The 22,789-nt window shown below is 47.9% G+C and carries 21 protein-coding genes, 1 tRNA gene and 1 pseudogene; 5 read left to right on the forward strand and 18 right to left on the reverse strand.

Annotated features, from left to right (window positions below):
• Positions 1–7: 7 nt before the first annotated feature.
• The 3 genes and pseudogenes from radC to KCG39_RS20730 form a co-directional block, all read right to left on the reverse strand.
• Positions 8–478 (reverse strand): annotated as a pseudogene (gene radC, locus KCG39_RS20720) (RadC family protein).
• Positions 479–499: 21 nt separating this feature from the next.
• A complete protein-coding gene (locus KCG39_RS20725; protein ID WP_211811456.1) occupies positions 500–964 on the reverse strand; it encodes an antirestriction protein in 465 nt (154 codons plus the stop codon).
• Between the two features lie 60 nt (positions 965–1,024).
• On the reverse strand, positions 1,025–1,843 hold the full coding sequence (locus KCG39_RS20730; RefSeq protein ID WP_211811457.1) for a DUF932 domain-containing protein: 819 nt from the start codon (positions 1,841–1,843) through the stop codon (positions 1,025–1,027).
• 464 nt (positions 1,844–2,307) lie between these two features.
• On the opposite strand from KCG39_RS20730, the gene KCG39_RS20735 reads away from it, so the two are divergent.
• Positions 2,308–2,931 carry an inovirus Gp2 family protein gene (locus tag KCG39_RS20735; RefSeq protein ID WP_211811458.1) on the forward strand — a complete coding sequence of 208 codons (624 nt, stop codon included), beginning with the start codon at positions 2,308–2,310 and terminating at the stop codon, positions 2,929–2,931.
• A 118-nt stretch (positions 2,932–3,049) separates the two neighbouring features.
• A complete protein-coding gene (locus KCG39_RS20740; RefSeq protein ID WP_211811459.1) occupies positions 3,050–3,265 on the forward strand; it encodes a helix-turn-helix transcriptional regulator in 216 nt (71 codons plus the stop codon).
• Between the two features lie 381 nt (positions 3,266–3,646).
• On the opposite strand, the gene KCG39_RS20745 is transcribed toward KCG39_RS20740, so the two are convergent.
• The 6 genes from KCG39_RS20745 to KCG39_RS20770 form a co-directional block, all read right to left on the reverse strand.
• Positions 3,647–5,329 (reverse strand): YfjI family protein, encoded by a 1,683-nt coding sequence (locus KCG39_RS20745; RefSeq protein ID WP_228299422.1) that lies wholly within the window; start codon positions 5,327–5,329, stop codon positions 3,647–3,649.
• A 202-nt stretch (positions 5,330–5,531) separates the two neighbouring features.
• Complete coding sequence (locus tag KCG39_RS20750; RefSeq protein ID WP_228299423.1) at positions 5,532–5,906, reverse strand: GNAT family N-acetyltransferase; 375 nt, start codon at positions 5,904–5,906, stop codon at positions 5,532–5,534.
• Positions 5,907–6,269: 363 nt separating this feature from the next.
• Entirely contained in the window at positions 6,270–6,686 is a 417-nt protein-coding gene (locus KCG39_RS20755) for a hypothetical protein (protein WP_211811460.1), read from the reverse strand.
• A 30-nt stretch (positions 6,687–6,716) separates the two neighbouring features.
• Positions 6,717–7,166: a hypothetical protein gene (locus KCG39_RS20760; protein WP_211811461.1), complete on the reverse strand. Its 450-nt coding sequence runs from the start codon at positions 7,164–7,166 to the stop codon at positions 6,717–6,719.
• Between the two features lie 33 nt (positions 7,167–7,199).
• The gene (locus KCG39_RS20765; protein ID WP_211811462.1) at positions 7,200–7,700 is read right to left on the reverse strand and encodes a hypothetical protein; all 501 of its coding nucleotides are present in this window, start codon (positions 7,698–7,700) and stop codon (positions 7,200–7,202) included.
• A 54-nt stretch (positions 7,701–7,754) separates the two neighbouring features.
• Complete coding sequence (locus KCG39_RS20770; protein WP_211811463.1) at positions 7,755–8,645, reverse strand: GTPase family protein; 891 nt, start codon at positions 8,643–8,645, stop codon at positions 7,755–7,757.
• 853 nt (positions 8,646–9,498) lie between these two features.
• Here KCG39_RS20770 and KCG39_RS20775 point away from each other — a divergent pair.
• Both KCG39_RS20775 and KCG39_RS20780 read left to right on the forward strand, forming a co-directional pair.
• Positions 9,499–10,308, forward strand: a complete 810-nt coding sequence (locus KCG39_RS20775; protein ID WP_211811464.1) for a BRO-N domain-containing protein — start codon at positions 9,499–9,501, stop codon at positions 10,306–10,308.
• 138 nt (positions 10,309–10,446) lie between these two features.
• Complete coding sequence (locus tag KCG39_RS20780; protein WP_211811465.1) at positions 10,447–10,953, forward strand: DUF4431 domain-containing protein; 507 nt, start codon at positions 10,447–10,449, stop codon at positions 10,951–10,953.
• Positions 10,954–11,089: 136 nt separating this feature from the next.
• Here KCG39_RS20780 and KCG39_RS20785 read toward each other — a convergent pair whose 3' ends face one another.
• The 8 genes from KCG39_RS20785 to aspA form a co-directional block, all read right to left on the reverse strand.
• The gene (locus KCG39_RS20785; protein ID WP_211811466.1) at positions 11,090–12,346 is read right to left on the reverse strand and encodes a tyrosine-type recombinase/integrase; all 1,257 of its coding nucleotides are present in this window, start codon (positions 12,344–12,346) and stop codon (positions 11,090–11,092) included.
• 195 nt (positions 12,347–12,541) lie between these two features.
• Positions 12,542–12,617, reverse strand: a tRNA-Phe gene (locus KCG39_RS20790).
• Between the two features lie 115 nt (positions 12,618–12,732).
• Positions 12,733–14,820 carry a DUF1176 domain-containing protein gene (locus KCG39_RS20795; protein ID WP_004127983.1) on the reverse strand — a complete coding sequence of 696 codons (2,088 nt, stop codon included), beginning with the start codon at positions 14,818–14,820 and terminating at the stop codon, positions 12,733–12,735.
• A 67-nt stretch (positions 14,821–14,887) separates the two neighbouring features.
• Positions 14,888–15,463, reverse strand: coding sequence for a transcriptional regulator (locus KCG39_RS20800; protein ID WP_004871181.1), 576 nt, complete (start codon positions 15,461–15,463; stop codon positions 14,888–14,890).
• A 35-nt stretch (positions 15,464–15,498) separates the two neighbouring features.
• A complete protein-coding gene (locus KCG39_RS20805; RefSeq protein ID WP_142468492.1) occupies positions 15,499–17,268 on the reverse strand; it encodes a protein-disulfide reductase DsbD in 1,770 nt (589 codons plus the stop codon).
• The gene (gene cutA / locus KCG39_RS20810) at positions 17,244–17,567 is read right to left on the reverse strand and encodes a divalent cation tolerance protein CutA (RefSeq protein WP_004109254.1); all 324 of its coding nucleotides are present in this window, start codon (positions 17,565–17,567) and stop codon (positions 17,244–17,246) included. Before cutA ends, KCG39_RS20805 begins: the two co-directional genes overlap by 25 nt.
• A 94-nt stretch (positions 17,568–17,661) precedes the next feature.
• Positions 17,662–18,963: an anaerobic C4-dicarboxylate transporter gene (locus KCG39_RS20815; RefSeq protein WP_004127992.1), complete on the reverse strand. Its 1,302-nt coding sequence runs from the start codon at positions 18,961–18,963 to the stop codon at positions 17,662–17,664.
• A 118-nt stretch (positions 18,964–19,081) separates the two neighbouring features.
• Positions 19,082–20,518 (reverse strand): aspartate ammonia-lyase, encoded by a 1,437-nt coding sequence (gene aspA / locus KCG39_RS20820; protein WP_004097898.1) that lies wholly within the window; start codon positions 20,516–20,518, stop codon positions 19,082–19,084.
• 338 nt (positions 20,519–20,856) lie between these two features.
• On the opposite strand from aspA, the gene KCG39_RS20825 reads away from it, so the two are divergent.
• The gene (locus KCG39_RS20825; RefSeq protein WP_004127994.1) at positions 20,857–21,333 is read left to right on the forward strand and encodes an FxsA family protein; all 477 of its coding nucleotides are present in this window, start codon (positions 20,857–20,859) and stop codon (positions 21,331–21,333) included.
• 40 nt (positions 21,334–21,373) lie between these two features.
• Here KCG39_RS20825 and yjeH read toward each other — a convergent pair whose 3' ends face one another.
• Positions 21,374–22,612, reverse strand: a complete 1,239-nt coding sequence (gene yjeH, locus KCG39_RS20830; RefSeq protein ID WP_049112919.1) for an L-methionine/branched-chain amino acid transporter — start codon at positions 22,610–22,612, stop codon at positions 21,374–21,376.
• Positions 22,613–22,789 lie beyond the last annotated feature (177 nt).

A 22,789-nucleotide genomic window follows, 5' to 3' on the forward strand; every position in this document is an offset into this window, starting at 1 on the left:
GTCAGCGTTACAGCCAGCCCCGTTCGGCAAAAGAGAGACAGTTGCCATGACCAATGATGAGATGGTCCACCACTTGTACGTCTACCAGATCAAGCGTTTTAACAATCCGGCTGGTCAGAACACGGTCACTTTTACTGGCATCGGTAACGCCTGATGGATGGTTATGTACCAGAATTACTCTTGCGGCATTGCAGCGCAGCGCCGATTTAATAATTTCGCGGGGATGAACTTCGATATGGTTTATGGTGCCGAGAAACAGCGTTTCATGCTCAAGCAGGCATAACTGGCTGTCGAGATATAAGACCATAAAGACTTCACGCTCCAGCCCGGATAACTTCAGCTTCAGCCATTCGTGGGCCAGTACTGGATTCGTCAGCAGTATTCCGGGTTTGCGCAGATATTTCTCCAGATGATTTTGTGCCCGTTAAATAGCGCGTTGAACTGTAGGGGGCAATCCAGGCGGTGGCAGTAACAGCATGTGAGTCACAGGCAATATCCTTCAGTCGATAAGATGCATGATGGAGCGGCTTTCCGGGTGTGAAAGCGCATAATCCCGCAGACGGTAATAATGTTCACTCATGGACTCGCAGTGCGTTCTACAGGCGTGATGACTCCATGCCATCAGGCATACTGCAATTCCTGTGGCTTCGGTGCTGAGTATCGCTTCGTTGCCATTGCTTTCATTGAACAGGTGATAGTGGTCGCAGTCAGGTGGCGTAAGAAAAGCACCACCGTTAGACAGGGTGTGAAATTCCCATACGCCGCCCTGGTAATCGGCGCTCCATAAATCCAGCCAGGAAAATACCTGCGGTTCAAGAAATACCCACTGGCGCACGTTGCCAAAATAACGAGGCCAGAAGTTTATTCGTTGCTCATCGGGAAGTGTGGTGACGGTAATGCTCGCGGGTGAGTTGGGGGTATTTGCCGGGAAACGGGCAGGTGTCGTGCTCATGGTTGCGGTCATGATGAATATCCTTGAAAAAGGGTTTATTAAGTCGGAGGAAATGTTGATACGGCAGGTTTATCAGGAAGCCAGTTGCAGCATATTTTCAGCCATTACCCATAACGCACGATTGAGCTTCACGTCCCCATCGATACCGCTAATGGCGCGGGTTCTGGCGCGTTTACCTTGTGCAGAGCGACCGGATAAGCCACCTTTAATCAGGTTTTCCTGAATACGCTGATAGGTTGTCCAGAGATCCCCGGATTCATCCTGCCAGCGTCTGGGAGCCAGTAGCTGTGTTTCGGTAACAGGTTGATGATCTTCACCAAAACGGTACATCAGCGCAGCTTTAGCCAGTGCCTGTTGTGCTGGTGGCGGTAACATTAGCGACTGCATGGCATCGTGCTTTTCTTCAACCTTATCGAAAATGCCAAGTACCTCATAAGCCCCTTCAATTACCCTTTCAACAACGTTGCCTTTATGAGGTACGCGAACCTCGCCAAAAGACTCACCGCAAACTAATCCGTTGCAACAAATAGCTCTGAACATGCCCGGCAGCATCTGATAGCTACTGGAACCATCATGGCTGTTCAGCAGAATAATTTCCGGCACCTGTTTACCCGTAATTTGCCCCTCGCGGCGCAAGCGCAACATGTGTTTCGTATGTTCACGTTTTGATGCGTCACGAACGCGAGTCTGACAGGCAAAAAAAGGCCGGAAGCCTTCCCGCTGAAGATTATCAAGTAAAGTAATGGTGGGGATGTAGGTATAACGGTCACTGCGGGATTCGTGTTTATCTTCACTGAAAACGCTGGGAACATGGCGCATCAGTTCTTCATGGGTTAATGGGCGGTCACGGCGGATCTGGTTTACCCGACCAAAGCGACTGGCTAATCTCATGGATAATTCCTTATTAAACGACATAAAAGAAAAAGACCATGCCCCGGCAAAGGAGCATGGTCTGTCTGTAATTAATGCAGGATGTTAAGCTTGGCGTTGAATTCGATAAATAAAAAGCGTTCCTGATTATTCACCTTAATAATATTTAGCTGTGTTTTTATGTGTGTTAAAGAACGGTAATCTACATAAAAGTCCATTAATTAACTTCAGAGTTAATATTATGTATAATTGCGCAATAAATTAATTGTTTTAGACGTTTCCTTCTTCTATTGCAGTTTTGATTCTTACTTCTGCCTCCATGTCGGGTTGGTAATATAATAATATAGTACAACCAATAATTAGTGCTTAATAAGTATGGATAAATAGCACTTATGCAATATCTTAAATGTTATTGCCAGTTTCTTGCAATAAAACATTACTCAATCTCTAATAATATTGACATGTAATAACAAAAGGGAAAGAGCATGATTAATTTAAGCAGTAATGGTCCATTAAATATAAAACACATAAAAAGAATCAAAGATACTTTAAACAAGTCACTCAGAGAATATCACCGAACGATGATACTTAGAATTGACCTGAGATTGCCAGAAAATAGCCCGTATGAAAATGACTCGACATTAATAACGCGTTTTATGGAATCACTGAAATCCCAGAAGAATGCAGATAGGCTAAATAAAATATCTCTCAGGAAAAGAACTCATCATTGTCGGATAAGATATGTGTGGGTAAGAGAATTTAACAAAAAAGGCAAGAAGCATTATCATCTGGCTTTATTTTTCAATCAAGAAGCTTATGCCTATCCCGGAACATATAAACCTGACCATAAAGGAAAATATCGTCACAACCTTGCATATATGATTATGGAGGCTTGGGTAAGGGTATTACATCTCGATCAAGAGGAGAGCTATCAACAGTATTATCGACTTATTCAGTTTCCTGATAACTGTCATGCTCGTCTGAACATGTATGGCTTATCTTACCAGAATGATTATGCAGTCATTATGAACAGGCTAAGTTATCTGGCTAAAGAATACAGTAAAGACTATTCGGACGGCAAACGTAACTTTGGTTGTTCTATAGGGTAACAGGAATAAATTATTTTATTACTGACATGTGGATGTTGAGAAGGAGAATGCGTCAACGGTTAATCATTACAGCCAACGCTTCTCCATACCTCTCAATAATCCATATGGAGACAGCCTCATGGACACCAGGAATAACAACACTCGTTTGCTTGACGATAAAATGGTTGATATGAAATTTATCACTGAATTTACCGGATTAACGGACAAGTGGTTCTATAAGCTGATAAGCGAAGGGAGGTTCCCTGAGCCAATTAAATTAGGGCGGAGTTCCCGGTGGCTGCAAAGCGAAGTGGAAAAATGGGTTCAGGAACGCATTGATGCTTCACGGCAGTAATATTTTCTACAATGATATACACGCCCATAAAGAACACAAAAATAATAAACATCCTGTAATCATCTCAGATGTTTTAAATGTACAGGGAAGGCAAAGTTATCACCTTGCTATTACAAATATCTCAGGATGACGTGCAGTTCGTTTAAGGGGCATGAATAAAAGAAGCCTGATTGTCCAGTGAAATAGGTAGCTATAAAACATATTATTAAGCCAGCAGTATCATCCATGTGTTGCTCGAAAAGCAACCATTAGTAAGTGCTTGGTTTATGTTACTGATGTGATTTAATTTGTTATAAAAATACAATAAATTGATTAATTATCTCATAATAGTGCTGCTACTCATGCTACGTAGCATGAGTAGCAAGTGCATGTATGCATGATTTACTGCTTTAAATATATCTTCTCAGTCACACTACCGTTAGCGTTTCGTTGCTTGTCTATCCATATTTTATCCTCTTCTTCAAGGCGTTTTAGAGCTGCATTTAAGCGAGCCCCATCTTTTCTCAAATAAATTTTATTTATCCGCCTTTGAATATCGACTCTTTTTATATATTGTATTTTCGGCTCTTCATCAGATAATTTTTGTTTTACATCATCAAACATACCTTCAAACAAGTCAGGGGGAGGTAATATATTTTTTAGCCAAGTATATACATTTTCAGCATCCTGTTCAGATGAAGCAAAAGTGGTAAGAAATAAATGAATTGTGTTATTAGCATAATACTTGGCGATCTTGAGCGCGCATTCAAACATATCATCAGATATTTCATTTTTATTGCTATCGGTAAAATATTGCAACAAACCAGCAATACGAATTGTATTCTCAGCAAGTTTTAGAATCCAGGCTTTAATGGTCTGATTGTTACTAAAATAATAAGCTGCCTTTTCAATCTCACCATAGAAACGTTCAAGTTCCCGTTGGGAGTGCCGTGATAAAGTAAGGATCTTTGGTTTTAACTCTCTTGTGTTTATATCATCTGATATATTATCTTCTTCATATATTTCATCTTCATCTTCTTCATCTTCTTCATCGTTTTTAAATATACACTCATTTATTTTTGATGGTTTATATTCATATTGCTCTTTCATTGGTAATAATAATTCATTTATTCTCTTGTAAAAGATAGCAAGTTCCTGACTATTAATGTCATAATTTGATGATAAACGTCGAAATTGTCCCCGTTCAACTGCCGATATTAAAAATCGGGATAAAAAGCCAGAGCCGGTAGCTTTTCTACCATATTTCTTAAAATACTGAATAAATATATCATTCTGAACAAGAAGTAGCATAGAGAATCGAGCATTCAAAACTGAAAAACTTTCTTTACTACGTCGTTCAACATCAACCGGAGCACCATCCCATAACTCATTCAGAAAACCAAGATTGTTCTTTGCTCGTCCCTCAAAAAACATACTGGCCTCAGCCGATATGTATCCTGCTGACGGTATATTATCATACAGACCACGTTGCATAGCTTCAGGTGTGGTATCTGTGTATATAAATTTTATTCTTTTAGGTGGTTTTGGCTTTTGTGTACTGAGATGAGCTAATTGATTTCTTTCGGTCTGAATACTCTCACTTTTATTTATTTTTTGATTTATTTTTCGCAGAAGAGTTTTATTTTGCGCATCCCAAATCAACATATCGGCATTGTAATTTGCATATGCTCTATCCCATGCAGTTTTATCTTTTTTTTCAAAATCCAGGAAGGGTTTCATTACCAGTGCATGAATTGTTGATTTTCTTTCACCAGAATCAGCAAGAACAAGATTATAGAGAGAGCATGGCTTTGTCCTGCCATCTGGAAACTGGACATCAACAAATCCCTGACATGCCAGAGATACAGCAGATAAGACTGTGCCAGATATCAGTTCGATAGGAGCATCAACATCTTTGGTAAGAGCAACAACAACATTTCGCAATACTTCTGGTAGTAAATGCGCCGGATATTTCGTTGATTCATAGATATCATTAGCACTGTGTAGTTTCTTTGGATCTCCTTCTGGGCGTTCCGCCCATTGAGTTGCCCACCATGGATAATCTATATTTTCCCTGAACATCATTCGTTACTCCCTTTCATTAAGCCTGATTACCTTCCAGACAGGATAAACAAAAAGGAAGCGAGAAACTATGTTGCAGGTATGGATCTGTCAGACAAAGAGTGTTGTATGCCTTTATTGAGGAAAAAGCCCAACCGTAGGAAAACGTACGGTAAGCTCATCTATCAACCAGTTCCATCAAGTTTGATTAGAGGCAGGAATGTGATTATTCCTGCATATCTTTTATGAAGATCACTTTGTCTTCATTGATAGCATAGTAATTACGTATTCTTGCCTCATTGATGAAACCTTGCTTGCTATAGAACGCACGAGCCGCGCTAAAATCGATAAGGCTCGATGTCTCGACTAACAGTAGTCTGGCATGTTTATTTCTCAATTCTTTTTCGACCTGATTAATCAAGGCCTGGCCGACCCCCTGGCGCTGATGAGAAGGACTGATCCATAGCATCAATAAGTTCCAGACGTTATTGGTCATAACTTCAGGGGCGCAATACGCAATGCCCACGAAGCCTTCTTGTTCAGCACTAAACCATAACTCATCTGATTCACCTGAGAAATAATTTTTGAGAGTGCCCCGCACATTTAATAACCACTAATTATCAAACAGACCACTTTCCTGTAATATATCGAGTAATAGTTCTACATCAGAAGGCTCGACTGGACGAATAATCATAGAAATTCCTTTTCACACAGTAGAATTGAAACTATCAATTTAAATTATACACCAGATCGAAGACAGCTTGATGTAAAAATATCAGAATAAGGTAAACAACAAACTTAGTGATGCTAATAATATATTTGTGGTCAAGGTAATTTACCGAGTCATCTATTTAATATTAGATGAATATACGTGTTTTTTTGAAAATAAAAAAGTGACTTATGGTAAAAAATTAATTAAGGAATCACCTGCCAGTAAGGCAGGTGTAAACGTAATATTTAAAAATCAATGGCGATATGCACTGATGTTATTAACAAAGCTTTTATCAACCACATCCAGTTTAATATCGGCTAAGGTTTTAGCTCCCTGATAAACCGAAATGGCAGAATCCCCCATTGACGCTTCAGTAACGACGTATTGAGTATTACCGTTAGTGAAAGTCACTGACTCATCACCGCGAGCGCTCAAACTGAAACGTACCAGACTTGGGTCAAGATCGACAACAATCTCAGGTTTACCAATAGGGCCAAAGGTATAGCTATAACCTTCCATTGACTGACAGACTTCTACTGCTTTAGTGTGCTTCATGTTATAGGCAAAGAACACAAGGTTCTGTTCCTGACAGCCATGCCATTTCGCAAAAGAAGAGGCAGAGAACAGAGTAACTACAGTAAGAACTGCAACGCTGACTAATTTTTTCATGAGGTATTTCCCTTTTCCTTAAATATTAAATCAATCCAGAATCTTGTACTGATATTTTCCTGCCTTTTTGTCAATCCAGGCAATCTGATACTCTATGTCGATAGGCTCAACATTATTACCCTTCTTTAGCGTCATTACAGCGGTACACTGTCGAATGCCTGCTTTTCCATCGTAGTATGACTCTTCAGGTTTGCTGATAGTAATACTTGCACCATAAGTTTGTGCTCCAAGTTTCTGTAAATGTGATAGTACTAAAGTGGGAAGTTTTTTGTTAATAAGATCCCGGTCGTTGCAACCGGGTAGACCATCGCCAAATGCACCAAATATAAACGCAAGTATCCGCAGAACACAGAAGAAGAAAAATATGAGGGCAATAACCATCAATATTTTACCTTTCTTGTCTTTAGATTTGTATCTGTCTTTCCATGCAGCAATAGCATTTTTAATGATATTGTTATTTATTTCTGTTGGTTGTTCCATTTTATTATCCTCGGGTAATTTAAAGAAATGCAATTACTGAATACTACTAACGCCAGGAATGCCATTCTTAGTTAAAGTATTGCCGATCTTAATTGTGTCAGCGATACATCTGTTTTCTGTACTTCGTCCGGTATTTTTATCCTGACTGCTGAATGTCATTACATCCGTATAAACGTGTTTTGCTCCTTTATTTTCAAGAAATGTTTTCATTTCATAATGGTATGAAACAACAACGGTACTTTCAGCATCAGAACTATCCCCCCGAATACCAAATAAATTTATTTTGCCATCGTTATATCTCACTACTTGTTTTACTTCTCCAGAGGGGATATCGAGTTTGATGACTGAACCACCTTCATCGGGATCATCTCCGGGAGCCAAAAATGCGATGTAAACCGTATCGCTGACATGACTAACCGTCATTTGATCACCATCATCCAGCGTACATTTCAAATCGTACTGTTCATCTGCGAATGAATAACCTGCGAATAAAAAACCAGAGATAAACAGAAAGCAAATACCTAGTTTCTTCATTTCTACTACCTTATTAAATAATTAAGCCCCCTGAACTCAGGAGGCGGAATAACATTACCCAAAGATTGAACTCCATATTTTTTTACATACATCCACAACCACTTTTTTTGCCGCTTTTGCCAGAGTTGCAACGGGTTTAGGAATAGGAGCCATATCAATGATTTCATCAATAACCCGATCTACGGTGTCTCCGAAACCGTCGGTGGCTTCTTCGATGACCTTTTCTGTTTTGTGCTCCTCTTTGACCTGAGCCACTACTGAACTTTGTGCGTACTTTGGGAGCGCCCGGACCATCTCTTCCACCAGATGAGTCACGTTGTAGCCCTCATTGGCTGATACAGCGACAATCGGATGTTCAGGAAAACCAAGGTACTGACTGATGTACTCTTTCTTCTCAGCGATATTGTTCATCTGACGGGGGGAGGGACAACAATTCTGCTCATCCCATTCCCGGAACGGCTCGATTTTGTCCACCTGATTAAGAACAAACAGCGTTTTTGATTTACCCCCGGCGGGGATAAGCACTTCTTTGTAAAACCGCTCATCGGGTGCCAGAACGCGATCATCCCCTTTGATAACCCACAGAATCAGGTCGAGTTTTGGCATCAATCCGCTATAGAGATTTTCGTACTCACTATCACGTTCGGCGCTTTCGCCCACACCGGGGATATCCACCAGATAAAGAGAACGTTTCCCAAACTGGATACGCACTTCCTTTACTTCGCGGGTACAGGCCCCCACATCACTGACCGGGCATTCTTCCCCTTTGAAAATGGCATTACACAGGCTCGATTTACCTGAGCCGGTTTTACCCATAATGCCAATTCGGGGTTCATAACCGACGATCTCATTTAGCCTGCCGAGAACAATTTTTCTGATCCCCTCAGGTAAAATGTCCACTGCATCCTTTATCGGGTTGCTACCTGTCTTATCATTATTGTCCATCCACATATTTTTCTTACTCCCTCTCTTTACTAACCACTCCAGACCAAAATCGTGCTGCGAAAGCCACTGAACGACTTCCAAAATTTCCGACAGGCAATTACCTGATTGAAGGCAAATTTTTGTGATCTTTTCAGGAAGGTTGAAGTGTGTAAAATTGTTAATACCGATCGAAATTTCGAAATCGATCTGTTTTATCTATTGATAAAAACGATCAATATCAATTTATTCATCACTGATACCGATTAAAGATGTCGAACTGATCGACGGCGCTGATCAATCAATGAGAAGGGATAGAAGAAGTGAAAAGGGGAGGAGAGAAAATTACAGGGGCAAGGAATAACAATAAACATCAATACAATCAATCGAATGTATGCTCACAGTCTCTACATACATACCTGTCAAACAGTACGCCATCCATAGCTGAACCGGTAACAGCTCCAGCCGTTGCCCCGGCGACAAACCGTCCCAGCAGAGCACCAATGACCGCCCCTGTCGCAGTCCCCACTACAGGCACAACAGAACCAATCGCTGCCCCCGTTCCCGCACCACTGAGAGCGCCAGCCACACCTCCGGCAATACTTCCCGTCTTCCTGCCAATATGACGTTCACTTACGCGGTCAGAGCCGCATTCCGGGCATATTGTAGTCATTTTATAATTCTCCTGATTTCAGTTTGTTAAAAAGCAAAAAGGCTTCAAACATTGCCTGGTTGAGAGTAGGTAACCAACTACATTGAACTTAAAGGTTTTTTTCTGGCATTTGTATGCACTACATACTTCCGTGCCTGAACAGTGGAGAGTATACTGTTGAGAATTTATACTTGTTCTACTGCTGAAATATTTTTAAGGGAATTTATGAATAATAATCTGATGAATATATGTTACAAAGGTGAAACTGGTGAAAGTGACATTAGAACTACGATTATTTCCGATATTTTATATATTTCTTTAAAAGATATATTAATCACTTTAAATAAAGAAAATAGAGAAATAAATTCACGCTACGCAACAAAGTCAATGCTCGGACTTATTAAAGCACAACTGGAAGCATTGGATGTTGATGAGTATAAAGCGCTGGATGTAAATAATGGAGTATTCGAAGGTGAGAAGGAAATCTTTGTTACACAACCCGGACTTTATAGAGTTATGTCCAGCGATAGAAGTGCTGCTGGTAAGCGATTCCAAAAATGGCTTTTCCATGAAGTAATCCCTTCTCTAACAAGGCATGGTGTTTATCCTGCGCCTCCTGAAGCAAAAGGGTCTGCATTTGCACAAATGGCCGAAATATTAGCTCAAAACTCTCGTATGCTTGCAGATACTATCGTAAAACACGAAAAGTTGGCCGAAGATGTTTTACAAGTAAAGGGAAAAGTTGCTAATGTTGAAACACGTTTAACAAATCTCGAATCGAACAATCAACGTAACACTAATGAATTCCAAACTCTTGAAGAAAGACTCGTCTTTCTCGATATAAAAATGAATGATAATGATCTCATTGAGGCATTAGCTTGGTGTGAAAATATTTCCTGTTCCAAAGCACGAAAAGTAGTCCGTGGGGATAAACGAGAAACTACACGATTCGATGTGCAAACTATCGATGAAGCAATCACTATAATGAAAAATAAATCTGCACTATATCACATTGATTCATCTATAAATAATTAACATGATACTATAAGTTGATTAATTAGTATGATGCGTATTAGTTCAGATCCAATCTTACACGGATGTGGATCTGGCAAAGACCTAATTTTATTTTATATCTTGTACCAGAAATGAGATCTGGTTAAAAAGGAGTTTATTTTGATTGAATTTTTATCCAGCGCAACTTGGCAGGGGATTGGAGTTATAAGCTCAATCATCATTGCTGTTGTGAGTTTTCTACTATCTCAAAATACTCGACGTCGATTGTTCAGATCAAAAAACTCAAGATTTGAAAAGAAATCAAGTCTTCCTAAAGAGTTGTTAGATGGGCAGATAACTACCCTGTATGGAAAAGTTCGAGATGAAGTGTTCCCCGGACCACCAAATTATGAATCAATAAATAATGGTGACGAACCACAGTTCTACTGGATTCTCTATACTAATGCATCAATTACATTGATAGGGCGAAGCATGGAAAATGGTGAGTTATATGAGAATGGCTCATCGTGTATGTTTCAATTATGCGTACCTACAGATATGTATGATAACCGTCTAGATATACTCGGAAAATACGTAAAGGTGGAAGGAGAAGTCTTCTTCGGGCACACTGGTCACCATAAGACCAAAGCTCTATTAAATGTTAGTTCAATCAAAATTTTGAAATAGTTCCTTAGCAACGTTTAGAATTGTTAACTAAGGAACTAAAGTCATTAAGCGGAAAATTCTCCGCTTTTAATCCCTCTAACAGAGTACCGTCAAGTCAAATTTGATTTGCAATTAATTTGTAGAATACGCAACCATACTACCGCCCCTGAACCTTCGCAAAATCAAACGGACTAATTGTTTCCTCCCGGTTAGCATCAAGAAAGTCGGCCCACCATTGCAGCATCAGTTTACGCTCGTCAATAAACTCCGCTTTATGGATATATGCAGCACGCACACCGTTACGCTCCTGATGGCTCATCTGGCGCTCTACGGCATCTTTCGACCACAGTCCCGATTCAATCAAAGAACTACAGGCCATCGTGCGAAATCCGTGGCCGCAGACCTCAACTTTCGTGTTATATCCCATCACCCGTAAGGCCGTATTGACCGTGTTTTCACTCATCGGTTTATACGGATCGCGGTCGCCAGTGAATATCAGGTCATATTCACCGCTGATCTGTTTTATCTGCTTCAGGATCTCCAGCGCCTGACTGGAAAGCGGAACCATGTGCGGTGTTTTCATCTTTGAACCACGTTCAGAAAACTTCACGCCGGGGATTAGCTCACGCTTAGGCGGTATCACCCACATGGATTTCTTAAAATCAATCTCAGACCAGCGGGCGAAGCGTAACTCACTGGAACGAATGAATATCAACAGAGTGAGTTCTACAGCCAGCCGGGTAAGAGGCTGTCCTTTGTAAACATCAATGCGGGTAATCAGTTCTGACAGGCGATGAAGCGGCAGGGCAGGGCGATGCTCACGTTCGACGGATGCCAGTGCTCCGGCCATATCAATCGCCGGGTTATAGTCAATGATTCCCGACTGCGCCGCATATCGCATAACGGCTGAGATACGTTGTTGCAGGCGCGATGCCGTTTCATAAATTTCCTTTGATTCCGCCTCTTTTACCGGGACAAGAAGATCGGGGGTTTTCAGCGTTTTGATATCCCGCGAACCGATAGAAGGAAATACATGTGTCTCCAGGCTGGTCAGCACTTTGGCCCGGTGTGCTTCAGACCACTTCTTGTTGCTGGCGTGCCACCGACGGGCGATTGTTTCAAAAGTATCCGATGCCTCCGAATCCGATTTTTTAGCCCGTTTTTGTTCACAGGGATCGATACCCTGTGCGATGAGCTTTCTGGCGTCATCGCGCAATGAGCGAGCTTCAGACAGTGAGATATCAGGATAGAGGCCAAGCGCCAGCGTTTTCTCTTTTCCCTGATGGCGATAGCGTAGCCGCCAGTAGCGCGAGCCGTTAGGGTGAACCAGCAGATGCATGTTGCCAGTATCTGCCAGTTTGTAGGGTTTTTCATCCGGTTTAGCAGCCCGGATCTTTGCATCGGTTAATGCCATGACGGGTTTCCTGCATTATGTTGAGGGTACAAATATTATCGAATCAGACTATACCCTCAATTGTACCCTCGCAAGGAGGTAGATGTGGGTAGAAGCTGATTGAGTTCAGTTGAAGTGGACTGGCTGGGGTGTGTTGATTTTACTAGGGATATACAAACAAAAACGGACCTCCGTAGAGGTCCGTTGATATGAATTTGGTGCCCGGACTCGGAATCGAACCAAGGACACGGGGATTTTCAATCCCCTGCTCTACCGACTGAGCTATCCGGGCAACGGGGCGCATTAAACCGTAATCCGTACGCCCCGTCAATCAAATTTCTCGTTTTATCTATCGGTTGCTTAACTTTGCGGCAATTCTGCGCCCAAAGGCGCTTTTTTGCTGAAAATTACATCATACCGTTGTCGCCTTCGCGGATTTTCCAGCCGCTGGTCACCGAGATAGCGCGGCGCAATCCGGAGATCGTGTAGTCGCCAACGATATCTTCATCATCACGCGGCGAGCTGAGCGTGATTTCCGCGTCGACGCCGTGGCGATAGGCGCCGTGGTGGCTAAAGATGGTGCCGATAAAACATTTATCGTTCAGCCAAACCGGGATATACGCCACGGTTTCATAGATATAGTTCGATGGTACGCCGCTGTAGTAGTTTTCCGCGTCATCGGACGACGTGCCCGGAGGAATAGGGCAAATCGGCGCGTCATTGTCGCTCTGCGGCTTATCCTTGAGCAGGCTGCTCTGCATCACTTCCAGTGACTTCAGCAGGTCTGATTTTTCCCGCTCATTCAGCGCGGGCGTCAGGGGCTGGTCTTTTTCCGGCGAGCGAATGTCGTTAAGGGTGTAGCGGTAGCGGATCGTCACTGCCGGCGTACTGCCTGAGGGACCAAACGGGCGCAAGAGATAGAGATTATCTTCGCCAAACTGGCCGTTGTACCAGAGCGCATAAACCTGGCCATTAATGCGTACCCAATGGCTCCACTGGTTGGCGCCGCGGCCGTTGAGAGAGTAGAGCGCGCCGGGAACGCCTGCGTCAAAATCATCGCCGTTGCCGCTATCATCGCTGTTGACCGCAGCAAAAGCATCGTCGCTGCGTTTTAATATTCCGGTATAGCTAAAGAGTCCGGTACCGCCGACGTAGCTGTCGATGATTAAATCACGCTTACCGTCTCCGTCGAGGTCGACCAGGGTAAAGCTGACTTTGCCGTTTTCGGAGTCGGCGCTGATATCGGACTGGAGAAACGTCTGCCACTCATCATCGCTGATATCGGCGGAAGGTTTCGTCGTCGAGACCAGAGAGTCGTCCGCGTAGGTTAGCGTAAAATGGCTGACGTTGCCGCTGAGAGGAAACTGCTCGGCGATCTTATTCAGATCCAGTTCAGGATTGACCTTCTGCTCTTTTAACACCGCGTTGTATAACGCTTTCAGCGCGTTGTTATCGGCATCTTTCTGCTGCTTTGGGATAACCTGGCTCACAAAGGTGGGCAGCATCCACGCGCCGCCGGGAGCGATTTCCCGGCAGTCACCGGTGGTGTACTTTAGGCTCTGGACAAACGTTTTGCCGTCCCAGACGCGCTCTTCGCCGCTGATGCAGTCGGCGATACCGCGGCCTTTATTGAAAAAGGTGAGTACGCCATCGGCATAGCTGGAGGCGTCAGTAGTGACCAACTGAGGCGGGGTCATGAACCCTTTGTCCACAACCCACATTGCATAGCCGTCGTTATAGGCCGCGCGCCAGCACAGGGCCTGAATCAGCGTGTGGTTTTTGTCCAGCGGGATTGCGGTGAGCTGGCGCTCAGACGCCGGGATATCCGCGTTTTGCCAGTCGTCACAATGACTGTTCAGGAGCGGGACAAGCTGGGGAAGGAGTTTCTGCCGCTGCTTTGCCGGCAGCGGCGCGGTAGCGGCATCGTGAACCACCGGCGCGGCGATGATTTCCGGCGCGGGCGCTGCCGATAAAATATTGTCATCACCGGCGTCGCCCTGGCGTAACAGCGCATCGGCAGTGCCCAGGCGCCGCTGGAACTCATCCATCTTCAAAAATACGGCGCTGCTGCCTGCGTCGGAAAGCGTCTTACGCTCGCCGTTAAGCGCCAGCTCAATTTTTCCGTTGTGCTCAAGGGCCTGAATCAGGGCCGCCGTCTGGGTATCATCGAAGCGAAAGTGGCTCTCGTCGGCGACGTCAAGTGGACCGTGATCCCGATCGTCAATAAACAGGTTTACCGCGGCGTCGGGAGGAATATCGCGTTCGGTTTGCGCGAAGGTCGCGACAGCGATGACGTGCTGCGCCGCGCCCGCATTGCGGGTCAGCAGAACGCTGACTTCGCCCATGGTGGCGCCATAGCCGGCGGCCCTACAGGTACCGGTGTTGTCGCAGGCGAGCTCCCAGTCTTTATGCGCGAAAGAAAAGCCTTGCGGAGAGGCTGCCAGGAGCGGCGTCGAACACAGCCCCATGGTGGCAAGCCAAAGAAGAGAGCGCATATCAAACCCTGTCAGCATATCGATGAAGGGGAATTATATGCGCGATGAATCAGTTAAGATATCGGAATCAGGTCAGGGCGCCGCCCATACGGCACTGGGCAAAACGTAAAATGTCTTCAGCCAGGCGACGCGCGGTATCGACGTCCGTCTGACTGCGTTTGATCAGCAGCCGGCTCAGGCAGCCTTCGATGATCAGCTCCATCTGCTTCGCGACCATTGCCGGATCGTCAACTTCCAGCTGGCTAAGCAGTTCGTGGGTATAGGCCAGTGAAGCCTGCTTTTGCTGTTCGGCCAGCTGATGGATTGGATGCTGAGGGTCCGGATAAAAAGTACAGGCGGCAATAAACAGGCAGCCGGGATAACGATGGTTGCTTACGCAGGTGGTCAGTGCGGCGTAGCGGGCCAGCAGCTTCTGCTCTGCGCTTAGCGACTCGTCCAGTAAAAGCTGGCGGCGCCAGGCATCGACCTGATGGCTGAGATAGCGAAGCGCGTCGTACAGCAGCGCTTCCTGGTCAGGCCAGAAACGTTTGAGGTCATTGAGCGGGTAAGCCACGCGCTCGGCGACCATTTCCAGCGTGGTGTTAGCGATACCCTCGATTTCGAGGATTTGGATGGCTTCACCCAGGACATCTTCACGTTGCACGGTCTTTTCCTCCATTTTTCCTCCTACAGTGTCGCTCACGGTTGTCGATCGCGCAAATGGGCGCTGAATGCCGCGGCATCCATAAATCCGGTGACTCGCTGCGCGGGCAGCTCCTCGCCCTGTTCATTGAAGAACAGAATGGTGGGCAAGCCGAGCACCTGGAGATGCTTCAGCAGCGCCGCGTCCCGCGCGCTATTTTTGGTGACATCAACCTGCAGCAGAACGGTCTCTTTCAGGGCCTGTTGAACCTCAGGTGAGGTGAAGGTGTATTTCTCGAACTCCTTGCAGGCCACGCACCAGTCGGCGTACAGGTCGAGCATCACCGGTTTACCTTTCGCCTGCGCCAGCGCCTGATTGAGCTCATCGACGCTATGGATACGGGTAAACTGGAGATGGGCCTGCCGTTGGGCGAGCGGCGCATCGAAAGCCCAGTCCTGCAGCGGACGGGCGCTGACCAACGCAGCGCCGAACATTGCTATTTGCACGATACGCAGCCAGGGGCGCGTGCCGCCCAGCGAGGTAATAAACGCCCAGCTAAAAAAGGCGACGCCCAGCAGCGACCACAGCCGCAGGCCCCACGGTTCGCCCACGATACGCTCCAGTAAAAAGACCGGCAGCGCGAGGATCACAAAGCCAAAGGCGGTTTTGACGTGGGCCATCCATGGGCCGCTTTTCGGCAGCAGACGGTTACCGAATACGGTCACCAGGATCAGCGGCAGCCCCATACCGAGCGCATAGAGATACAGGGTACCGCCGCCCAGCCACAGATTACCGCTCTGGGCGATATAGAGCAGAATGGCGCTCAGCGGCGCGGTGGTGCAGGGCGAGCAGATTAATCCGGCGATCGCCCCCATGGCGAATACGCCGCCGGGTGAACCGCCCTGACGTTTGTTGCTCATCAGCGTCAGACGCGTTTGCAGCGACGAAGGCAGCTGGAGCGTAAACAGACCAAACATCGACAGCGCCAGCAGGATAAACACCACCGACAGGCCGATCAGCACATAAGGGTGCTGCAGCGCCGCCTGGAACTGCAAGCCCGCAGCGGCAACAACCAGCCCCAGCGCGGTGTAGGTTAAGGCCATACCCTGAACGTAGATAAAGGCCAGCAGCAGCGCGCGGGCGGTGGAGAGACGTTGCTGGCCGCCCAGCACGATACCGGAAATGAGTGGATACATCGGCAGAACGCAGGGGGTAAACGCGATGCCGATACCAATTAATAGCGCCCACAGCGCGCTAAAAGGGAGATCTGAGCCTTTGTTATCCTGGACTAAGGGAGGAAGAGCAGATGGCGACTCTACCGGCAGCGCCGGGCGCGTTTCCAGCGGCAGAGGCGGGTTGAGCTTTGGTTGTTCGGCCGTAGCGCCGCTGTCGGAGCGCGCCAGCGCATTGCCGAGCGGCACGATTTTGGTTTCCGGCGGATAGCAGAAACCGGCATCCGCGCATCCCTGATAAGTCACGGTAAGAGTCGCGCCGGCGGCGGCGTGAGTCAGCGTGACCGGCACGGTCAGGCGCTGGCGGTAAATTTCGCTTTTACCGTAAAACTCGTCCTCATGCCACTCGCCTGCAGGCAGCGAGGGGGCGGTAAACGACGCATCGGCGGACGTCAGCTTTATCTGTTTACGGTAAAGATAGTAACCATCTTTGATTTGCCAGGTCAGATTAAGATCGTGTTGATTCTGCTGAAAATCGAAGGCAAAAGCCTGGTCAGCAGGAACAAAGTTCGAACGGCCAGGGGCGTCGAACAGGCCGGCAATGGCCGAAGTGCTGCAAAGCAGCAGGATCAGCGTAATGATGCGTTGAGCCATGAGAGGTAATCGTTGTCTCCGTGAATAACGGGCAGAACCAGAAGTTCAGGGGTTTGATACGGGTGATGAGACTTCAGGCAGTCCAGTAGCGCCTGCTGATGGGCAAGGTCGGTTTTCAGCAGCATTTGCACTTCATACTCCTGCTCCAGTTTTCCTTCCCAATAGTAGAGCGATGTCGCTCCCGGGAGGAGAGTGGCGCAGGCGGCGAGTTTTTCCGCCAGCGCTTTGGCCGCCAGGTCCTGGGCGGTCGCTTCATCCGGCGCGGTACAGAGTACAACAACAGCATCAGGCGTAGTCATCGTGAACCTCGTATCAGCGAAAAGAGGCACTATAGCACGCAAGGTGGGGAGGATTAACGAAACGGGCCAGGATCTGGCCCGAATTTGAAGAGATTTACAGCATGATACCGCCGAAAATAAACCCGAGGATCACGCATAGCGTAATGGCGATGACGCCGGGGATCAGGAAGGCATGGTTAAAGACATATTTGCCGATGCGGGTTGAGCCGGTGTCATCCATTTCGACCGCCGCCAGCAGCGTTGGGTAGGTCGGCAGAACGAAAAGGGCGGAGACGGCGGCAAATGAAGCGATGGCGGTCAGCGGGCTCACGCCCAGCATCAGCGCTGCGGGCATCAGCGCCTTAGTGGTCGCGGCCTGGGAATATAGCAGGGTCGCAGCGAAGAACAACACCACCGCCAGCAGCCACGGGTAGTTGTGCAGCAGGTCGCCCGCCACGGTCTGGATATCGCTGATATGGGCTTTGACGAACGTATCCCCCAGCCAGGCGACGCCGAGAACGCAGACGCAGGCGCTCATGCCGGATTTAAAGGTGCTGGCGTTGAGAACTTCACCGGTGTCGATTTTACAGGTAATGCTTATCAGCGTTGCGATAGTCAGCATAAATACGACGATCGCTTCGTTACGCGGCAGGACCGGGTTCTGGATCAGGCCTACGGTATCGCTAATGGCGGTGGCGTAGAACATCACCGCGACGATACCAATCAGAAACAGTAATACCGAGCGTCTGGCGTGCGGCTTCAGTTCAAAAACCTGGCTGCCGCGCAGTTTGACTTCCCCTTTTGCCAGTCGCTCCTGATAAATCGGATCGTCTTTCAGCTCGCAACCGAGGAAGTTACAGACGATGGCGGTAAGCATGACGGCAATCAGGGTTACCGGAATACAGATCGCCAGCAGGGTCAGGTAGCTGACGCCCAGCGGCTCAAGAATGCCGGCAAAAAAGACCACCGCTGCCGAAATCGGCGAGGCGGTAATCGCAATCTGCGAAGCGACCACCGCGATGGAGAGAGGACGCGAGGGGCGGATGCCCTGTTCTTTTGCCACTTCGGTGATCACCGGTAGGGTCGAGAATGCGGTATGCCCGGTTCCGGCAAGTACGGTCATAAACCAGGTGACCAGCGGGGCTAGAAAGGTGATGTATTTGGGGTGACGCCGGAGCATACGTTCGGCGAGGCTGACCAGATAGTCCATCCCTCCGGCGACCTGCATGGCGGCGATAGCGGCGATAACCGCCATAATGATTTCAATAACGTCGAAGGGGATCGCGCCGGGTTTAATTTGAAAAACGAGAGTCAGGACGAGGACACCCAGGCCACCGGCGAAACCGATGCCGATGCCCCCCAGTCTGGCTCCCAGATAAATAGCCAGCAGGACAATAACGAGTTCTGCACCAAACATATTTTCCTTCCTTGTTTTATTAACAAGTTGATATTGGGTTGTTGTGATTTAGTAAATCAATAAGAACAAAAAAGGCATGTCATCGCTGACATGCCTGTGGTAAGTCTACTCTGAAGATCTATTGTTCGCTTTCATCGGTATAACGCTTCGCTTTATAGGCCGGGTGCATCAGGTTCTGCGCAGAGAAGATGTCATCCAGCTCCGCTGCGGTCAGTAGCCCGCGTTCAAGCACCACGTCCCTGACGCTCTTGCCCGTTTCGGCGCAAATCTTGCCGACGATATCGCCATTGTGGTGGCCGATATACGGGTTGAGGTAGGTGACAATACCAATCGAGTTATAGACGTAGCTTTCACATACCGCTTTGTTGGCGGTGATGCCGCTGACGCATTTTTCCAGCAGGTTGTAGCAGGCGTTGGTCAGAATATGGATAGATTCAAACATCGCCTGGCCAATCACCGGTTCCATCACGTTCAGCTGCAGTTGGCCAGCCTCGGAAGCCATGGTGACGGTGGTGTCGTTGCCGATCACTTTGAAGCATACCTGGTTGACGACTTCCGGGACTACCGGGTTTACCTTAGCTGGCATGATGGAGGATCCCGCCTGTAGTTCAGGCAGATTGATTTCGTTCAGGCCAGCGCGCGGGCCGGAAGAGAGCAGGCGCAGGTCGTTACAGATTTTGGACAGTTTTACCGCCAGACGCTTCAGGGAACTGTGGACCATTACGTAGGCGCCGCAGTCGGAGGTCGCTTCGATCAGATCTTCCGCGGGTACGACCGGCAGGTTGCTGACTTCCGCCAGTTTTTGTACCGCTAACTGCTGATAACCATCCGGGGTGTTCAAGCGGGTGCCGATAGCGGTCGCGCCAAGGTTCACTTCCAGCAGCAGCTCCGCAGTGCGCAGAATGCATTTGGTCTCTTCGTTAAGCAGAACATTAAACGCGTGGAACTCCTGGCCGAGGGTCATCGGCACCGCATCCTGTAGCTGAGTCCGGCCCATTTTCAGAATGTCCTGGAACTCAACCGCCTTCTGCTGGAAGCCTTCGCCCAGCTGGTTAATCGCATCGATCAACTTGAGGATGGACGCGTAGACCGCGATGCGGAAACCGGTCGGGTACGCATCGTTGGTGGACTGGCATTTGTTAACGTGGTCGTTAGGGTTGAGGTACTGATATTCGCCTTTCTGGTGGCCCATCAGCTCAAGGCCGATGTTGGCCAGTACTTCGTTGGTGTTCATGTTAACGGAAGTGCCCGCGCCACCCTGGAACACATCGACCGGGAACTGGTCCATGCATTTGCCATTATTCAGGACCTCATCGCAGGCGGCGATAATGGCATTGGCAACGCTTTTTGGGATAGTTTGCAGCTCTTTGTTAGCCTGCGCAGCGGCCTTCTTCACCATTACCATTCCGCGGACAAATTCAGGGATATCGCTGATTTTGTTGTTGCTGATGTAGAAGTTTTCAATCGCTCTCAGAGTATGGACGCCGTAGTAAGCGTCGGCTGGAACTTCCCTGGTGCCCAACAGATCTTCTTCGATACGAATGTTGTTTAACATGTGAACCTTCTCTTTCAAGCTGCCTATGAATTCACCAAATACGCAGAATTTATCGGATCTAGCGCATTTTCTGGCCGCAGATTATTTCCTTAATCGGCCCGGTGCCCACGATCATATGCTGATGATAGCGAATATCAGCCGCCCTGATCACTTATTATGTAGTGAATCTTATAAGAATTATTAATCTGTGAAATGAGTCACCGGTTTTCTAATCTTGAAAAAAATAAGCTTTTTTTACGATTGAAAAGTGACGTTTTGGCCCAACATCTTTCTGATGCGAATAGCACATCAATGACTACGGGCGCCGATGCGGGCGTCTGTTTATGAAGGAGACGCCGGTGCGTTGGATTCCATTAATTGCCGTTTTTTTATACGTTTACATTGAAATCTCGATCTTTATCCAGGTCGCCCATGTGCTTGGCGTCTTGCTGACGCTGATTCTGGTGATCTTCAGCTCGGTGGTGGGGATATCGCTGGTAAAAAACCAGGGCTTTAAAAACCTTGTGCTGATGCAGCAGAAGATGGCGGCGGGGGAGAGCCCGGCCGCTGAGATGATCAAAAGCGTGTCGCTGATTATCGCCGGTCTGCTGTTACTGCTGCCGGGGTTCTTTACCGATTTCCTGGGACTGCTGCTGCTGCTACCTCCGGTACAGAAGCATCTGACCTTAAAACTGATGCCGCATCTGCGTTTTAGCCGGATGCCGGGCGGCGGGTTTAGTGCCGGAACGGGCGGCGGCGATACCTTTGAAGGCGAATACCAGCGTAAAGACGACGAACGCGACCGTCTCGATCATAAAGACGATCGCCGCGACTAACCTGCATTGTCCAGGCCGGTTACTCCGGCCCGGAACCCCTCTACGCCAGCCTGCGCTTCGGTAAAAACAACCACAGTACCGCCAGCATGATAAACGCGTAAAGGCTCTTCCAGCCCACCATTGCCAGCAGCAGCAGGCACAGCAGGCTGCCAAACGCCGCTAACAGGCGATAACGTCCCTCAAGCAAACGGCAGCCCGCCAGCATGCACAGCAGATAGATCATAATAAAAATGCCGTTGGCGTATACGATCAGCGCATCAAGATTGATATTGAGTGCATAAATGCCTAACGCGCTAATGACGCAGCAGCCGAGCACCGCATTCAGCGCGTTGCGCGGAATCTGTCGCGGCGACAGCCGGGCCAGATAGCTCTCGGGCTTGTACTGCGCCTGCGACCAGACCAGGCGAGCAAAACTCTGAATATAGATATTGAGGCTGGCGAAGCAGGCGAGATAGCCGATAACGCAGGCAATCCACAGCGCCTGCACGCCAAACAGGCGCACCACGATATTGGGCAGCGACGCGGCGGCGGCCATCTCTTCGCTAAAGGCGTGAAAATGCAGAACCAGTACCGTACAGGCCCAATAGACTGAACCCGCCAGTAATAAGCCGATCATCAGCGCGCGGGGGAAATCGCGTTCCGGCTGCTTAAATTCAGAGGCCAGGTGCGCGAAGGCCTCAAGACCGACAAAACACCAGAACATCACCGAAAGGGCAGAAAAAAGCTGCGAACTGTCGATATCAGAAGGCGCCGGGAAGGGGATCTGCGCTGGGTTTATCCCCCCGCGCCACCAAATGGCGACAATCAGGGCGACAATCAGCACGGCAACCAGCGTTTGTAGATTGGCGCTGGAGCTGGCCCCGCGGGAACCGACCCACCAGATAATCGCCAACGTTCCCAGCTCGGCCAGCAGCAGCTGGCTATCGTGCCAGCCAAAGAGCGCCTGACCAAAGCCGGTGGCGATATGCAGGGCGGCGGGTAACCCGACCGGGATCACCGATAAAAAGAGCCAGCCGGTGACGCGCGCCAGGCGCGGGCCAAAAGCCATATGCACAAAATGCGCAACGCCGCCTGCACTGGGAAAGTGGCGGCCCAGCGTGGCGAAGACGATAGCGATGGGAAACACCAGTAAAATCAGCGCCGGCCAGGCCCAGAGGCTGTTATCGCCGGCGACTAATGCCGCCAGTGCCGGAACGGCGAAAACGCCGGTTCCCAGTAATGATGTGGAAAGTAGCCCCACTCCTTGAGCAAGCCCCAACTCCTGTTTTAAACCACTCATGATTCAACCTTGCGCCCGGCAAAAAAGGGATGGTATCACAATCGCTTTTGCTTATGACGTCAGGTGAGGACAGCAAATTAGTGTGCGTCTGAGCACGTGGACAAATTTTTTTTTGCTTTTCCCCTTGAAGCGGGAAAACCCCATCCCCATCTCTCAGGGCACTAGCCGGAAAACCGT

Origin of the sequence: Klebsiella pasteurii (assembly GCF_018139045.1) — a bacterium.
In the GTDB taxonomy this organism is placed as follows: Bacteria; Pseudomonadota; Gammaproteobacteria; order Enterobacterales; family Enterobacteriaceae; genus Klebsiella; species Klebsiella grimontii.

Excerpts from the sequence above, each read along its gene's own strand:
- KCG39_RS20725 (WP_211811456.1), bottom strand. The coding sequence starts at position 964 with ATGACCGCAACCATGAGCACGACACCTGCCCGTTTCCCGGCAAATACC.
- KCG39_RS20730 (WP_211811457.1), bottom strand. The coding sequence starts at position 1,843 with ATGAGATTAGCCAGTCGCTTTGGTCGGGTAAACCAGATCCGCCGTGAC.
- KCG39_RS20735 (WP_211811458.1), top strand. The coding sequence starts at position 2,308 with ATGATTAATTTAAGCAGTAATGGTCCATTAAATATAAAACACATAAAA.
- KCG39_RS20740 (WP_211811459.1), top strand. The coding sequence starts at position 3,050 with ATGGACACCAGGAATAACAACACTCGTTTGCTTGACGATAAAATGGTT.
- KCG39_RS20745 (WP_228299422.1), bottom strand. The coding sequence starts at position 5,329 with ATGATGTTCAGGGAAAATATAGATTATCCATGGTGGGCAACTCAATGG.
- KCG39_RS20755 (WP_211811460.1), bottom strand. The coding sequence starts at position 6,686 with ATGAAAAAATTAGTCAGCGTTGCAGTTCTTACTGTAGTTACTCTGTTC.
- KCG39_RS20760 (WP_211811461.1), bottom strand. The coding sequence starts at position 7,166 with ATGGAACAACCAACAGAAATAAATAACAATATCATTAAAAATGCTATT.
- KCG39_RS20765 (WP_211811462.1), bottom strand. The coding sequence starts at position 7,700 with ATGAAGAAACTAGGTATTTGCTTTCTGTTTATCTCTGGTTTTTTATTC.
- KCG39_RS20770 (WP_211811463.1), bottom strand. The coding sequence starts at position 8,645 with ATGGACAATAATGATAAGACAGGTAGCAACCCGATAAAGGATGCAGTG.
- KCG39_RS20775 (WP_211811464.1), top strand. The coding sequence starts at position 9,499 with ATGAATAATAATCTGATGAATATATGTTACAAAGGTGAAACTGGTGAA.
- KCG39_RS20785 (WP_211811466.1), bottom strand. The coding sequence starts at position 12,346 with ATGGCATTAACCGATGCAAAGATCCGGGCTGCTAAACCGGATGAAAAA.
- KCG39_RS20795 (WP_004127983.1), bottom strand. The coding sequence starts at position 14,820 with ATGCGCTCTCTTCTTTGGCTTGCCACCATGGGGCTGTGTTCGACGCCG.
- KCG39_RS20805 (WP_142468492.1), bottom strand. The coding sequence starts at position 17,268 with ATGGCTCAACGCATCATTACGCTGATCCTGCTGCTTTGCAGCACTTCG.
- cutA (WP_004109254.1), bottom strand. The coding sequence starts at position 17,567 with ATGACTACGCCTGATGCTGTTGTTGTACTCTGTACCGCGCCGGATGAA.
- KCG39_RS20815 (WP_004127992.1), bottom strand. The coding sequence starts at position 18,963 with ATGTTTGGTGCAGAACTCGTTATTGTCCTGCTGGCTATTTATCTGGGA.
- aspA (WP_004097898.1), bottom strand. The coding sequence starts at position 20,518 with ATGTTAAACAACATTCGTATCGAAGAAGATCTGTTGGGCACCAGGGAA.
- yjeH (WP_049112919.1), bottom strand. The coding sequence starts at position 22,612 with ATGAGTGGTTTAAAACAGGAGTTGGGGCTTGCTCAAGGAGTGGGGCTA.